Origin of the sequence: Arthrobacter sp. N1 (assembly GCF_048288285.1) — a bacterium.
In the GTDB taxonomy this organism is placed as follows: domain Bacteria; phylum Actinomycetota; class Actinomycetes; order Actinomycetales; family Micrococcaceae; genus Arthrobacter_D.
The window spans coordinates 1,659,071-1,673,870 of sequence record NZ_CP102608.1; the positions used below are offsets into that span (position 1 = coordinate 1,659,071).

At 61.3% G+C, this 14,800-nt stretch carries 16 protein-coding genes; 9 read left to right on the top strand and 7 right to left on the bottom strand.

Annotated features, from left to right (window positions below):
- Positions 1–477: 477 nt before the first annotated feature.
- Positions 478–1,800 carry a tail fiber protein gene (locus NVV32_RS07435; RefSeq protein ID WP_422391875.1) on the bottom strand — a complete coding sequence of 441 codons (1,323 nt, stop codon included), beginning with the start codon at positions 1,798–1,800 and terminating at the stop codon, positions 478–480.
- Between the two features lie 374 nt (positions 1,801–2,174).
- Between NVV32_RS07435 and NVV32_RS07440 the strand changes: the two genes are divergently transcribed.
- The 3 genes from NVV32_RS07440 (at position 2,175) to NVV32_RS07450 (ending at position 3,612) form a co-directional block, all read left to right on the top strand.
- A complete protein-coding gene (locus NVV32_RS07440) occupies positions 2,175–2,750 on the top strand; it encodes a recombinase family protein (RefSeq protein ID WP_422391876.1) in 576 nt (191 codons plus the stop codon).
- A 151-nt stretch (positions 2,751–2,901) separates the two neighbouring features.
- Entirely contained in the window at positions 2,902–3,108 is a 207-nt protein-coding gene (locus NVV32_RS07445; RefSeq protein ID WP_422391877.1) for a hypothetical protein, read from the top strand.
- A 54-nt stretch (positions 3,109–3,162) separates the two neighbouring features.
- On the top strand, positions 3,163–3,612 hold the full coding sequence (locus NVV32_RS07450) for a GAF and ANTAR domain-containing protein (RefSeq protein WP_422391878.1): 450 nt from the start codon (positions 3,163–3,165) through the stop codon (positions 3,610–3,612).
- Between the two features lie 123 nt (positions 3,613–3,735).
- Here the strand turns inward: NVV32_RS07450 and NVV32_RS07455 are convergent, their stop codons facing one another.
- The 4 genes from NVV32_RS07455 to NVV32_RS07470 all read right to left on the bottom strand — a co-directional run bounded on the left by NVV32_RS07455 (position 3,736) and on the right by NVV32_RS07470 (position 8,800).
- Positions 3,736–4,215, bottom strand: coding sequence for a GNAT family N-acetyltransferase (locus NVV32_RS07455; RefSeq protein ID WP_422391879.1), 480 nt, complete (start codon positions 4,213–4,215; stop codon positions 3,736–3,738).
- A 599-nt stretch (positions 4,216–4,814) separates the two neighbouring features.
- On the bottom strand, positions 4,815–5,096 hold the full coding sequence (locus tag NVV32_RS07460; protein ID WP_422391880.1) for a hypothetical protein: 282 nt from the start codon (positions 5,094–5,096) through the stop codon (positions 4,815–4,817).
- A gap of 564 nt (positions 5,097–5,660) precedes the next feature.
- The gene (locus tag NVV32_RS07465; protein WP_422391881.1) at positions 5,661–7,862 is read right to left on the bottom strand and encodes a transglycosylase domain-containing protein; all 2,202 of its coding nucleotides are present in this window, start codon (positions 7,860–7,862) and stop codon (positions 5,661–5,663) included.
- 539 nt (positions 7,863–8,401) lie between these two features.
- Positions 8,402–8,800, bottom strand: a complete 399-nt coding sequence (locus NVV32_RS07470; protein WP_422391882.1) for a DUF1622 domain-containing protein — start codon at positions 8,798–8,800, stop codon at positions 8,402–8,404.
- Positions 8,801–9,490: 690 nt separating this feature from the next.
- Between NVV32_RS07470 and NVV32_RS07475 the strand changes: the two genes are divergently transcribed.
- Positions 9,491–9,970, top strand: coding sequence for a MarR family winged helix-turn-helix transcriptional regulator (locus tag NVV32_RS07475; protein ID WP_422391883.1), 480 nt, complete (start codon positions 9,491–9,493; stop codon positions 9,968–9,970).
- A gap of 14 nt (positions 9,971–9,984) precedes the next feature.
- Here the strand turns inward: NVV32_RS07475 and NVV32_RS07480 are convergent, their stop codons facing one another.
- Entirely contained in the window at positions 9,985–10,434 is a 450-nt protein-coding gene (locus NVV32_RS07480; protein WP_422391884.1) for a hypothetical protein, read from the bottom strand.
- Between the two features lie 91 nt (positions 10,435–10,525).
- Complete coding sequence (locus NVV32_RS07485) at positions 10,526–11,026, bottom strand: hypothetical protein (RefSeq protein ID WP_422391885.1); 501 nt, start codon at positions 11,024–11,026, stop codon at positions 10,526–10,528.
- Between the two features lie 466 nt (positions 11,027–11,492).
- On the opposite strand from NVV32_RS07485, the gene NVV32_RS07490 reads away from it, so the two are divergent.
- From NVV32_RS07490 to NVV32_RS07510, 5 genes are all read left to right on the top strand, one after another.
- The gene (locus NVV32_RS07490) at positions 11,493–12,041 is read left to right on the top strand and encodes a hypothetical protein (protein WP_422391886.1); all 549 of its coding nucleotides are present in this window, start codon (positions 11,493–11,495) and stop codon (positions 12,039–12,041) included.
- Positions 12,042–12,329: 288 nt separating this feature from the next.
- A complete protein-coding gene (locus NVV32_RS07495) occupies positions 12,330–13,025 on the top strand; it encodes a hypothetical protein (protein ID WP_422391887.1) in 696 nt (231 codons plus the stop codon).
- A complete protein-coding gene (locus NVV32_RS07500) occupies positions 13,000–13,341 on the top strand; it encodes a hypothetical protein (protein WP_422391888.1) in 342 nt (113 codons plus the stop codon). The genes NVV32_RS07495 and NVV32_RS07500 overlap by 26 nt, the downstream gene beginning before the upstream one ends.
- A 394-nt stretch (positions 13,342–13,735) precedes the next feature.
- On the top strand, positions 13,736–14,071 hold the full coding sequence (locus NVV32_RS07505) for a hypothetical protein (protein WP_422391889.1): 336 nt from the start codon (positions 13,736–13,738) through the stop codon (positions 14,069–14,071).
- Positions 14,072–14,146: 75 nt separating this feature from the next.
- Entirely contained in the window at positions 14,147–14,731 is a 585-nt protein-coding gene (locus NVV32_RS07510; protein WP_422391890.1) for a hypothetical protein, read from the top strand.
- Positions 14,732–14,800: the final 69 nt, after the last annotated feature.

The following is a 14,800-nucleotide window of genomic DNA, read 5'->3' on the forward strand; positions in this document are numbered from 1 at the left end:
GCAGTTTTCGGCTTTAATCAGGATCTCCGACGGTTGAAAGCGCCGCCAAAGCTCTCGGCAAGGTCAATTAGCTAAACAAACTAGCTATCAGGGCAAGGGATATATCCCACTTATTGGCCAAGCTAGACGAAACGAGAATATCGTTAGTCGATCCTCGAGCGGGCCTCCGTTGGAAAATCGTTCAGTGCTCCTGGTTAGTAGTCCGCGAGTCTCGCCGGCCGTGAGGGGTTCGACGAGCAGTTCCTCGGCGTCCCGGTACCCGTGCCAGCACTGGCTAGGGTCGAGACGGTCCTGCTCCCGTGCACGCACTTCTCGGTGCTCATGCCGCCGGACAAGCGACTGGCTGCTGGGCACCGGCACCGGCACCGGCACCGTCGACGTCGACGTCGCCGTCGCCGTCGACCAGGCTATGAGCGCCGCTCAGTGGCGGGGCGGTCAGACCACCCGGCGACGCCCTTGAGTCGGAAGTTTTTGGGGCTATCCCCGTCTGGGAAAAGAGCCTTGGAAGGCCGACATTTTCACGCTGAGCCCGGGAACAGGGCTTTCCACCCTCGGAAGGGAGAAAGTCGACTTGCCGTCGCCGCCAAAAGTGGTCCCGAGTAGCGAGAACAACGCACTGTACTGCGAAATCGGCATTAGCTCGCCCCGAATGCCCGCAGAACCCTGGCCGTACCATCCCTGCGGAGCCTGGGTATCTGCCGTCGCCCAGTAGCTCACATCACCCATGGTCGTCGGGGATTGATCAGGCGTGTAGACCGACCACTGGAAGTAGCCTGACTGGCATACCTGCTGGCTCATCCCGGGAGGGGCCGGGATGGAAGGTGTAGCGAAAGTCTTGACTCCGTCTCCTCCGAAGGTAGTTCCTGCGTAGGCGAACAGGCGGGAGGTCTTCGGCAACTCCTGCCCATTGGCCAGCGCGTACCCGTACACAGGCTGCTCCTGCGCAAAGAGTTGCACCTTGCCGACGGAACATGTCGTATCAATCTCATCGTCCGGACCATCGAAGGCAGGGTCGGCGCCTTGAGTGCAGATTCGCGCCTCGATACCGGGAGCGAGATCAGGCACAGACGGCACGGCGAACGTGTCCCCGTCTCCCCCGAATCGGTTGCCCAGCACCTCGAACAGTTCGGGGTACGCCTGGACGTTGAGGGTACGACCGTCGGCAGGAACGTAGGGCAATGCCTCCGATTCGAATGGGAAGTAGTCGACCTCGCCCCTGAACAGGCAGCTCGTCTGGATTGAGGCATCGTCTATGAAGAGAGAGGCTTCCCCGAAGGTTGAGGGGATGTCGCCGACAGCCTCGTGTCCGATCACTCGCACGTTCAGGGTGAGCTGATTCGTTGCGTCCTCGAAGGCCGGTGACATCAGTTCAATGACGAGTCCGGGCTGCGACTCTCTGCCTGTGACGCTTAGGACAGCGTTGGGTGCGTCCCCTTCGAATCCGAGAGCCGCCCACTCGTTGATTAGGGTCGCTGTGTCGATGGTGCCGCCGTCGCGCACCGGCCTGTCAGAGAACCAGGTTGTCCGGTCAGAAGCGTCGGAGAGCGTGAGTGTGAAGGTGCCCTCGCCCTCTGCCTCCTCAAGCGTTCCTGATGCAGCTTGCAGCGCAAACAGCAGGTTCTCGCCCTCTGGCAGGTCGTTTGAGGCGACTCCTTCGGCAGTGGCACCGGTACTCGATGCTTCGTTGGGCGCCGCCGAGACGGCCGGGCTCTCAGCTGGGGGTGATGTTTCGGTGCTCGTGCAGGCGGCGAGGGGGGCGATGAGCGCAAGAGCAGCGGCGAGCCCGACTATTCGATTCATGGAGGCTGAGACCTTTGATGAGTGCTTACCTCGGCCACCTTCAGGCACGAGTTGCCTCAGTGTAAGCGAGTCCCCCTGCGGTCCTCAGCTTGCGACCGAGGTGCGCGAACTGTGACGCCCTCATCGCCGCGGGCCTGAGTGCTGATGGTGAATGCTGTGGCCCCGCCGCCCACATTCGGACCGAAACCGGTGCCGATGAGCAGTCCAATCAAAGGATCCTTTGACTGGACGCGTGTGCGGGGTCCCGAGCGGTCCGAGCGTTTTCAGTGTCGGCGCGAGATTCTGTAGTTGGCGCTTGTCTCAGCAATGTGTCTCACGCGGAGTATTCTCACCAAAGTGGTAGTGGGCCTTTGATGAGTGTGGGGAGCGCCGGGATGGGAAGAATCGGGTACGCGAGGGTCAGCACGTTGGAGCAGAACGTGGATCTGCAGCGCGCGGCGCTGTCCGCGGCAGGCTGCGATCGGATCTTTACCGATCATGGCGTGAGCGGAACGATGGCGAGCCGGCCGGAACTCGATAAGCTCCTCGATCACCTGCGCAGCGGTGATGAGGTGGTGGTGTGGAAGTTGGATCGGTTAGGACGCAACACCCGGAGCCTGCTTGCCCTCATCGATGACTTGGAGAACAGGGGAGTGCACTTCCGGAGTGTCACCGAGGGCATCAGTACGACAGGATCGATGGGGCGGGCGATGCTGACGGTGATGTCTGCCTTCGCTCAGCTCGAGCGTGATCAACTCGCAGAGCGGACCAGGGCGGGTATGGCTGCGGCTGCTGAGCATGGCCGTAAGGCCGGCCGGCGGGAAGTCACGACCGACCATGCGAAGGTCAGGCGCGCGGTGGACCTCAAGGCTCAGGGGCTCGCCCCAGCCGACATCGGGAAGATCATCGGAGTCAGTCGGGCGACGGTGTATCGGTATCTCAGTATTGGCGGCAGTGAAGTAGTCATGTGAGTGCCGCGCTGAGGCCAACGTAAGCTCGTGCGCAGGAGATGTTTTTGAACGCGTGCACAGCGCCTACCGGAGGGTGCGCCGTAATCACCCCATCCTGTCGTCAGATTACCGAGTTGAGGACCCTATGAGTTCTACAGAGAATGATTCACCGGTGTCGCCCACCATGGTCTTACAGGACGCGGTGTTGGACAGTGAGGATGTGCGCGGGTTCCTGAACTCCCTGGCCATGACTGCCGCCGAGCAGCTGTCTACGGAAACGGCGCCGGTGTTGTGCGGGGTGACGCTTCTTCGGCCGCGCAGGATGGCGACGGTCGCCAGCAGCAGTGTTGAGGCCGAGAAGATGGACGAACTTCAGTGAGAGCACAATGACGGCCCCTGCCTGCGGGCTGCGCGGGAGGAGAAGGTGTACCGGGTGGAGGACTTCCGCACCGAGGAACGGTTCGGCGGGTACTCTACCGATGTCGCCGAGCACGGGATGCTGTCCGCGATCGGAGTGCCGATCGTTCTCGACGGTCAGGCCAACGCCGGCCTGAACCTCTACTCGCCGCGGGTTAGCGGCTTCGACGACGCAGCTTTGGAGAAGGCACGCGCCTTCGCCCGGGACACGTCGAACGCGCTGCGTACGGCGGTGCGGATCGCTGACCTGACAGATCATTCGAGGGACCTCGAGACCGCGATGCAGAACCGCACGATCATCGATGTGGCAGCGGGGATCATCATGGGGCAGAACAGGTGCTCCCAGGACGAGGCCATGACGATTCTCAAGATGGCTTCCAGTTCCCGGAACCAGAAGTTGAGCGCGGTTGCCGCCGCAGTCGTGGAAAGTGTCACTCAGGCCCCGGTCGCTACCCACTTCGACTGACACCCACTACGTCTGCTGCAACCGCGTATCTGGGACGAAGTGCTTACCTAGAAGCCTGTTCGCTGCGTACTACGGCGAGAAGGGGCTGCACATCAGTAAGGTCCCACCAAGTGTTCCGTGATGTCAGTAGTGGCCGGTGTATTGCTGGTACTGGGGGTGGTCGGCGAGGAACGCGTAGGCCATCGGGCAGCGGGGGATGAGGTTCAGGCGCCGCTTGTGGGCGTCGAGGACGATGTTGCGCATGAGGGTCTGATCGGCGCCCTGGTCCCGGAAGCCGGGCAGTTCGGTGCCCATGACAAGGGTGAGGTTCCCGCCGCTCATCGTGTACTTCACGTACGCGGCGAGATTCCCGTCGGTGAACAGCTCGAACCGGCAGTACAGGGGGTTGTCCCGGAATTTCTCCCGGGCCGTTTTGGCGACACCTGAGGTTAATGTCACCTGAGCCCGCAGGTCGAGTTCGTCGACGAGCATCTGGTACCGGTCCAGGGCTTGGTATGGCGGGTAATCGGTGTCGATCACCGTGTAGGCGCGGTTCACCAGAATCCTCAGCCGCCGCGTGGACAGTGACGCCAGCTCAGCTGGAGTCAGTTCCTCGGCGGTCATGTCGTCGTCATGGTCCTGTTCAGAGGCTACCCACGCTGTCAGCTGGTCCGTGTCGACCGCACCGGACCTGCTCGCACGAGCAAGCCGCGCGAGCGTTACAGGTACCTCGGGCGACGGCCGGCCTGTGAGCTGCGCCTCTCGGCCTGATCCTCGGGCTGGTGCTGGGGTGGTTTGTGGTGCGGGGTTGTTCAGAAGGTCGGTCATGGCCGTCTCCGGGGTGCTATGCACATCCGTGGCCTGTGTCTAGACCTATGTGTGCTTCGAACACTAGACCCAATCCCAGGAAACGCCACCAGCAGAAGCTGAACATCCGGTGACCAAGCCCTGCCAACAGCACCGATAGAGGAACGCGCTGAGTTGTGGATGGTGAGACGGGGCGGCAAGGCACCAACCTTGCACAGCGTCCCTGCGGCCCTGCGCGTCTTCCTGCCCACTGCTAGACAGATGGAGTTGCACTCTCAAGTAGGCCTTTTCATCCGGGCTAACCACCTGTGACGAACAACCCACACGGAAAGATACCCAACAGCCCTGTCGCGTGCCACGCGTGCGGGGCATCAGGAGGGCAACCTGGATCCGCGGTCGCACCGGTAAGTGTGTGCCTATCTGTCTTCGACCCCGGTGTTAGTGCAGGTGACGTGCGGAAAGAACCGCCGCAGCTGGTGATCCCATTCCTTCTCCACGAGACTCTTCAGCCCCTCGTCGAGAAGGTCCCGCTCGAGCTGAGGCAGATCGCCCCTACCAAAGACGTAGTCAGCGACAGCCTTCTCCGATGCGTTGCCGGCGACCGCGATGTACTCGACCCACACCTCCCACGGTTGAAAGCCATGACTCTGCACCAGTTCCACCACGTCCCGCTGCTGGGGATCCCATTCGACGCTCATCGATCGTTCCTTTCCTGAGGCTGCTACCCCTCCATCAAGGTCATCAGACTGGTCATTAGTCCGCAACCAGGAAATACCGCTTGCACCCGGTCGTCCCAGTGCCCAGCGGGCACCACTGCTGGTCGGGCTAAACCCCGATCACCACCACGCCAGACGTTGTTCCCTACTCAAGCAAAAGTCCTGGGCTCATGGGTGCAGATGGGACTCTGGTTCCTGCTGTCCAGGTGTGTGCAGGACAAGCAGCGAAGCGTGGGGGAGCTTGTGCCGTGCATAGGTGGTCAGGAGGCGCGGACCTTCGACACGCACCCAACGGCTCCGACCGACTCTGCACCACTCATGCGCGACGTCTTAACAAGCTGCTGGTTCTGCCGATCTCCAATCTGACTCTCAAAGCCCTAATACGAGCACTTTTGAGACGAAACACAGTGAGACAGGTTTTCGAGACAAGGGCAGACCTGTGGTTACGGGGGAGTGGTTGCGCGGCGCTCGGCTCGATCGAGTGTCTTGTAAAGCTTTAGGTTTGCGAGACACCCGTGAACGTTCTGGCGGTGGTAGGTGCAGTTGCTATGGTCGGTCGTTCGGATTGCTATTCGGGACCTTGTCTATGGGTGGGTTGGTGCCGTCTCGGATGGTATTTGTGGGGTTGACGAACGGTTCGGCGGGATGGATGCCGGGAATTTGGCGCATGAATTGTGCCCAGGAAGGGGCTGCAATGAGGGAGCCGTCGACTTCCGGGTAGGTTTGGCCGCCGATTTTCAATCCACTGAGGGAGCCGTTGCCTTCTTTCCAGTTCCCGATCCAACTGGCGGTGGCTATTCCGGAGTTGTAGCCGATGAACCAAGTCTGTGATCGCCGGTCATTGGTTCCAGTCTTGCCGGCCATCGGGATGTTTCCGTAGTCGAGCAGCCGGCCGGATCCTGTTTTCATGACTTCCTGGGTTGCGTAGTTGACCCCGCGAGCAATCCCCTTCGGGATGACTTGGTCGCAGTCGGTGGTAGGAACCGGGTAGTTGGTGCCGTCGGCTGCTGTGACCTTCAGGAGGGCACGCGGTTGACACACTTTGCCCTCGGCGGCGAAACCGGCGTAGGCGGTGGCCATGGATAGCGGTGCGACGTCCTGGACACCTCCGATGAGGCCGGGCGCGAGGACGTCCAGCCTTTCGAGATGACCGCTGGAGCTCTTGCCATCATGGACGCCCATTTCGTAGGCGAGGTCGAAAATCCTGCACATATCGAGTTGCCGGGCTGTTTCCATGGTGATGGTGTTGTAGGACTGGGCGAGTCCGCGGAGAACTGTGTAAGTGCCGTAGTTGATGTCTCCGTAGTTCTGCGGCGTGTACCCTTCCCCCTGAGGTGTCCGTACGGTGTAGGAACCTCCGGGGAGGCAGCTCGCGGGCCATTCATCACCCTCCGGGTAGGTGCGTTTCCGGCCGTCGATAGGGGTGTTCAGGGAACCGCCGGCCTCGATCCACGCGGCGACGACGAATGGTTTGAACGTTGATCCGGGCTGAAAGCCACCCACGCCACCGAGAGGTTTGGATTGGTCGCCGCCCTGGTACAGGTCGACATTGAAGTTCAGCACGGAGTTGCCCGGCGCGGCCCCTGGTAGGTAACGGGTGTTCTGGGCCATCGAAAGAATGTTGCCGGTGCCGGGTTCGATGCTGACCATGGAGTGGCCCACGGCCTCGTTCGTGGTGTCCGGATCCGCGGTGTCGTCAATGGCGGTTTGCGCCGCACTCTGCACCCGGGAATCGAGTGTTGTCTTGATGGTCAGACCGGAGCGGTAGAGCACCTCCTTGCGATCTTCCCTGGTTTCCCCGTATGCAGGGTCGTTGAGGATCAGGTGCGAGACATAGTCGCAGAAATAGGGTGCTTGTGCTGCGCCGGCACAGCCGTTGAGGGTGGGTGTGATGTTCAGGCCGAGTTCGGTGGTCACCGCGGCGTTGTGCTCTTCCACGGTGATCTTTCCGTGGGTGAGCATCGCGTCGATCACGAGATTTCTGCGCTGTAGTGCGCGTTCAGGGTGCTCGATGGGGTTGTAGAACGTGGGACCGTTGACCAACCCGGCCAGCAGAGCGCCCTGATCGATGGTGAGGTCTTTGGCGTCGACGTTGAAGAAGTACCGGGCGGCGGCTTGGACACCAAAAATGGTCCCGGTGAACGGGACGATGTTCAGATACCCAGCGAGTATCTCGTCCTTGCTCAGGGTTTTTTCGACCGTGATGGCCAACTTCATTTCGCGGAGCTTGTCACCTACCGTTTTACTGCCGCTGAACACGGCCTGCTTGTCGTCGCGTAGAGCGGAATCGATGAGGACATTCGTCACGAACTGCTGCGTGATAGTCGAAGCCCCGCGGGTCGAATCACTCGTGAGGTTGCTGGCGATGGCGCCCGCGATGCCCTGGAGGTCAACGCCTCCGTGCTCGTAGAAGCGATAGTCCTCGATGGCTATCAATGCATCCTGCATGTCCTGAGATACCTGATCGAGGGTTACCGGCTGTCGGTTCTCCTCGTAGAGGGTCGCAATCAAAGACCCGTCCGATGCCAGGATCGTCGTCGGCTGGGCGAGGGCTTCCCGTTCCAACTCGGCTGGCAGGTCTTCGAAGAAGTCGATGGAGGCAGAAGCTCCGGTACCCGCGACGGCGGCGACCGGCACCAGTAAGCCCGCGGCGAGCACACCCGTCAGGGCGCTGATGCTCAGGAACGCCAGAAGGGAACCGATGATGGATCCCGAGCCGAACCAGGGGAAAGGCTGCCTTTCCATCATGTGTGATTTTCGGAGTGACGGGCGTCGTGTCGCTCGCTCTGGTGCAGGTGTGTTGTATCGCAGATCTCGTTGTCTCCTTCAAAGGACTTGATCGAGAAGACATTGACTGTCTTCTGATTGCTTACTCGCTTCACATGGGCATAACGTCAGCGGCCCCGTTAGGTACAACCAGAACGTCTACCCAAACTGGTAAACAGTCCTGTTGCCCGTCTGTAACGTCCTTGCGTGCGTCGTTGCGTAACTGTCGCTGGGCAGTGTTCTGAACGTCACCAACTGTCTGTTTGCTGGACTCGATCGTTTCGACGCACTTGTCAGCGGTTTATCGAAGCTGCTGATACGTGGGAGTTGTGTGGGAAGGTCCCGTTGGAGCGCCCGGGTGCACTCCGAGTCTCCGTCAGTAATGCCTTCGCCGTCATCGCTACCGGGCTCCGCCGTCATCCGGCCGGCGGCGCCCGCTCGTCGGATACCTGTTTTGGGGTTTTGGCCGTGGTTACAGGAGTCGTGTTCGAGAGGGTTGCCCAGCAGCAGTGGGTTGGGAATCACGGCTGTGTTGGTTGCTGTGGGGCTGTTCCGTGAGGACGGCTATCAGGGTGAGCGGATGTTTTTTGCCATGGCAGTTGTCCGGTGATCTCGAGCTCAAGGGAGAAGCTGAGGAAGGTACGGATGACCACGATGAGGGCCAGAACTCCGACGGACTCGAAGGTCGGGGTAACGGCGACCGTGCGGATGATGTCGGCTGCGACGAGAAGCTCGAGTCCGAGCAGAATTGATCGTCCAAGGCGCTTACGGTACGTGTGATACGTCCTATCTGCGTCCTTACGGCGGAGGATCGCTGCGGCGGCGATCAGGGTTGCAACGACTGCGCCTAGGACGATGGCGATGACTCCTGCCGCGTCAACTGCCTTCCCGACTGATTCCATGAGGTGTTGGAAGCTCATGCGCTACCTGCTGTCAGGTGGTGGAGTCAGGGGCTGCTTCCGCAGGATTGCTTCGGCACCCCATCGGGCCTCGTTGCTGATGATGTACGGGTAGCCGAGAGAGGCTGAGGTGGCCGCGGCGTCGAGCCATAGACCACTGGGTGGGGTGACACGCATTCCGATAATCGCTTCAGCCAACTTCCGCCGCACTTCATGAACAGGTTCGCCTCGGGCTGTCTTTGCGACTTCGAAGACGGCCAACTGCAAGTCAACGACCTCCGTACGCTGTTTCGAATCGAACGGAGTGTGCATCATGTGGACCTCCCCACATCGGATGAGTGAAGCGTAGGACGAGCGTGATCTCCAGGTACCGGCAACACATCGACCGTCAGGCCCTTTACCTGCTCGTGTACACGCAGATCCGGTAGCGGTGCCCGCAAGAAACCCGCTCATCCCACGGTAAACCTATTATTTGCCGTACCGCAACTATCCCTTCTGAGGCTGAGAACTGGTGCGTCGGAACTCGTAGGGACGTAACAGGCGGCGTGGGCGGTCACTTCTGCCGTCTTCGGCGTTCGAGTCTTGAAGCAGCCTGCGGCCACCAGTGTGTTAGAGGCTGGAAAGGGGTACGGAGACATTGCCATTCAAGATGAGCGCAGGCTCTGGGGAAGCATTTTGTCGGGTTGTGGACCCGGTTGGATACTGGGAGGCATGGACGAACATCCGGTCTCAACTGCTCAGATCGACGCGATGATGCGTGCTTCGCGGGTATTGCTCTCGGTCATCGCCAAGTCGTTGGCTGAGGTCGACAACATCGTGACGCCGTCCCAGCTGCGGGTCCTTGTCATGATCGCCAGTCGCGGACCACAAACACTGACAGCCGTGGCCGAGGACCTGGGTGTTCACCCATCGAACGCCACGCGCTTGTGTGACCGGCTTGTTGCGGCCAAACTGATGCGCCGCGACAACAACCCGCAGGACCGTCGTTTCCTGCAGCTCCGCCTGACGGAACAGGGCCTGGATCTTGTATCGACGGTAATGGTGCGGCGCCGGGCGGCCCTGGCTGCGGTTCTTTCCCGGATGACGCCCGACGAGCGGCACTATCTGGAGCAGGTGATGAGTTCGTTTGCACTAGCCGCCGGCGAAGACCCGGCTGAGGCAATGCCCGCAGCCCTGGGAATCGCGCCCTGATCACCCGCTTGCTGCTACTGGTCTTCGGCGTCATTGGGAACGATGTCCCCATACTGGTCCACAGTCCCATCGACGACGGGTAACTCGACGGCTTCCTCGTCGGAGGCGACCCTGATCATGACGGTCATGATCGTTCCAGGCTGGACGTCCGCAGTTTCAAACACGGTTGCTGTTGTCCCTAGATCCAGTGTGCTGTTCGCGGGGATCGTCACCGACGTTTCGTCGTCGTCGTCGCTGAAGGTCATCTCCAATGGTGCTGCGCTTTGGTTGGCGAGAACACCGAGGAACTGTGCGGGCTCACCTTCGGCGAAGGTAGTGAGCCTGAGGTCCGCGATCTCGACCTGCTGGACCTGGCCGTCGGTCCCGGCGAGCTCAGCTCCTTTCGGGTCCGCATACCCGGTACTGCACGCGGTCAGGGTGAGACCGAGGACGGCGGGTAGAGCCAAGGCCCGGGGCGAGGGCATCCGAGCGAGAGGCGCCCGGGGTGGACGCGTGGGCATGGTTTGCCTACGTGAGGAGTGCATGGGGGTTCTACTCCTTGGGTGTTGTGGGTGATCAGGTGTGCTGGCCCGGTGATGTGCGGGGCCGGACCAGCAGCGCTCCCAGCGCCGCGGCAATACTCGCGACAAGCAGGACTGTTCTCACAACAGTGAGAGTGGAGGCCATGGCGACCTCGCTGGAGAGCACGTCAGGGTCGTTGACGAGAGCTTCTAGGGTGAGGTTCTCCGCGATGTCGACGGCGGCGAACAGGATCGGGGGCACCATGAGCAGCCAGGCGATTGTCCGCCCCTTGCAGATGTAGTGGACCAGGGTGAGGACCGTCGCGGCGAAGACGAGTGGAAACAGCAGATCCCACAGGTAGTGCGACGCGCCGTACCTCTCGAGGAGCTCATCGGTCATACGCCCGCGTATGAGCTCGATGTACCCGGTGTCGTAACCACCGAGCTGGGATTCCGGCAGGGCCAACCCGCCGAGCGCCCGTTGCAGGGACGCCAACTGCAACCCGTTCACGGCAGCCAAGACAGCGCTGAGAGCTACTCCGATCACGATCAGCACAGGCGCCTTCCACCGCCCACGCCTTTCACCCGGACGGCCAAGCGAGCCGGGATGACCCGTTGCGTCGGCCTGCATGTTGCCCTGTCCTTCCTGTAAGGCCGGTCGCCCAGTAGCTGAACTGTGCGGAATGCCCGGTCCTGCCTCATCCGCAAGACCGGCAGAGGTGTCATTTACGGACTGATGAGGCGACCGCTGGGGTGATCGGTGGCTTGATCTGTGGTCGAAGGCTGGAGTGGACATAGCCCCAGTATGACCCCCAAGTTTGTGGTTTTCACCCTTAAGATCCGCGAGATAACGGGACAGTTGCGATTGCGCAAAGGTTTGCTGGGAATCGGGTAACGGAGCCGCAACGGCTGTTGATTCCTCTTCTGCGGCCTGCTTACGGTCGGTGCAGGCGCAGCACAACCCAACCGATAGAAGGGCCGGACTTGCGCCCCGGTCCCGAACCGAAAGGAACGTGGACACCATGGCAAATTCCACTCTCGTAGAAGCAACATCAGCAGGCGATCACCTCTGGAAGAAGAGGCTCGCAGCACTGTCCATTGCACCGATGGCCGCCTTCGGCCTGGTCGGGTGCAACAGCACCTCCGGCACGGAGGAGGGTGCTGACGTCGAGGACATCGTCGAGGAAGAGCCGGTTGTCGACGAGGCCGATACCGGCCCGTACGACGGGGTCTATGACCAGGGCTTCTACGATGACGTCGACACCTACGTCGGTGAGGAAGTCACTGTCTCGGCGGACGTGAACGAGATCCTCACTCCGATGTCGTTCACCATCGCCGGAACCGATGACACGACTGTCGATGCTCTGCTGGTCCTGCATGACACCGAGCTGCCCGAGGTGACACCCGGACTGACGGTCGGTGTCACCGGCACCGTGCAGGAAGCCTTCGACCTGCCAACCGTCGAGGAGGAGATGGGCGTCGACCTCGATGACGCGGCCTTCGAGGACTGGGACGGCGAGCCCTATATCGAAGCCACCAGTGTCGACACGTCCCTGGACGCTGACAGCTGACAGCAGGTACTTGTCCGTCGTTGATCAATTGTTGGTACGTGGCAACTCATCACTGCCAGGATTGACGGCCTTCCCGACGCTGACCCGGCCCCGGTTCCCTGCCGGGCATGAAAGCCGGCGTCTGTATCAATTTTCGCGCTAGTTCCGCTATTGGCTTCGTTGCTGGTGCACGTGCTGGCCCCCTGACCCCGGGTGGGTGGTATCCGACAGCGGACGGTTGGACGCCACCTGCCCGGCACCTACGGAAAGTCAACGGTCGTGCCTAGAACCACTGCACAGGACAACATTATGAACACCACGTCAGATCCCGTTCCGGATCTCATCGCGGATCATCGTCGACACCTCGTCCAGCACCGAATCGCTGACGGGGTACGCCTGTCATCCGTGGTGAGCATCGTCGTAGCGGCAGTGTGGTTCGACCTGCCAGCGGTACTGGGGTTGATCGTCGTCACCATCGGGTTGATCATCCCGCGGCTCTGCCGGCTGGCAGGCCCATTCGACGCAGCGTTCTGCATCACGATCCTCATCGCAGCGTGGAGCGGCATCGGCGGCCTGTACCGGGCAATTTCCTGGTGGGACCTCGCCGTGCATTTCGTGACAGCAGGATCATCGGCCGCGGTCCTCTACCTGATCATGGCCCGCACGAGCATCACCCCGACCGCCACCAAGCAGGCCTTCCCTGCCCGCTCGGTCATCGTCCTCACCACAGCACTTGGCATGACAGCAGCGGTGCTGTGGGAGTTCCTGGAATGGGCCGGAAACCGGTACATCACCGATCGCATTCATGTCGGCTACAACGACACCCTCTCAGACCTAGCCATCGGCGGTCTCGGCGCCGTCATCGCAGGCGTAGCCTTGGCCCGCTGGAGCACGAGAGCCCCCGACAACACCAAGAGCACCAACAGCGACAACCCCAACCACGACACCGATCACCACTCTGAACAGAGAACGGATCATCATGAAACCCATCGAATACGTCCGTGAAGGCATGGACGTCTTCAACTCCTCCGGTGCCAGGATCGGCACAGTCGCCCGCGTCAAAATGGGCGACCCTGAAGCCATCAGCGCCCAAGGACAGCAACCGGATCAAACCGGTGGACTCATCGGAGCCCTCATGTCAGCCGTCGACGGATCCCCCACCCTCCCCGAGGAACGCAAGAACCGGTTACTCCGCCTGGGATACGTGGAAATAAATGGCCCCGGCATCGGGAACCATCAGTACGAGTCAGCCGAAGCGATCAACCGCGTCACCGGCGACAGTGTGTTTCTCAAAGCCCCCACCACAACACCAACGACCTGACCTAGTCTGCCGATCGCCCGGCCGACCCAACCCGAATCCGGTCTGCCTGAACCACCGGGACCTACAAAAGCACGCAGCTGCCAAATACCCAGTTGGACGGACCAGCGATTCAGCCCGGTAGTGCCCCTCGAGCGGCGCTACCGGGCAATCGCCGTCAGCAGGACTGGACGCATCCCGGTACCACCCTGGCGGGCCGAGCCGGAGCAGAACAACGAAAGGACAGGACGGTATGGCGGTTCAAGGTTCACCTCGACAACCTCGACAACCTCGGCGGCCTCTACGACGCTTACCCCTTCTGCTAGGGCTGCTCCTCGTCGCGGCCAGCGCTGCAGTTATTCTCGAGGGATGCTCTTGGATGCCAGGGTCACGCATCGAGCTCGGGCCCGGACAGGACATGAGCATCGGCGAGGTCCAGGGCGCCGACCTGAAACTGGTCACCGACGGCACGGAAGAACCTGCACGCTTGTTAGGAACCCTGGCCAACACCTCCGACGCATCCCTGGAGGTCACCGTCAGTGATTCCGACGACAGAGCGACAGTAGCGATCTCTGCAGGACAATCCTTCAGCTTCACCGACAACCCAACCCTTTTCGCCACCCTCGACGCAGAAATCGGTGGAGAGGCAACAATGGTCTTCAGCAGCCCGGGTGAACAGGAGGACGTCCTGATACCGGTCTATGAAGGTCCCATCGGAGGGTACGTGCACTACACCTCCGACACTGACGAGTGACACCTGACCGACCACTGACTGATGAGCAAGTACCCGGGGCCAGAACCCTCTGGTCCGAAAACCAAGGAGTCCGCCATGCACCGCAACACACCCCGCACCACGCAGACCTCACACAAGACCTCACACAAGACCCCACACAAGACCTCAGCTAAGAGCGCACGCGATGTCGTGGATGAGGCTTCAGCTCGAGCTGAACCCGATGTAGTGCACCCCCGAGCGCATCGCCGGACCCTGATGCGGGGATCGTTCACGCTGGCGCTTCTGACCGCTCTGACGGTGACCGGGTGCAGCGGTCCGGAGGAATCCATGGATGCCATCGCTAACGGGGAGGATGGGCAGGTCGGCGTCGTGGAGCTGCGCAGCATGCTCCTGGTATCGGCAGAGGAAGGAGGGCCCGGCCGACTCCTGGGAACCCTCGTCAATGACACTTCGGCCCCGGTCGAAGTCATGATCAGCGACCCGGACGATCAGATCGTGGTGACAGTGCCGGCGGACGGCCAGTACCCGCTGGACACCAACGAGCAGATCTTCAGCTCGGTGGAGGAACCGCCCGGCGCCCTGACGGAGATTTCCCTGAGCACCCCGGCTGAATCCACGACACTGAACATTCCTGTGCTCGATGGGACACTCGACCCGTACAAGCCATACCTGCCCGAATAGGCGCACACCCACAAACAACGCCCAGCACGGTGGGGTGGCACTCATGGTGGACGACACGACGGACAGGTG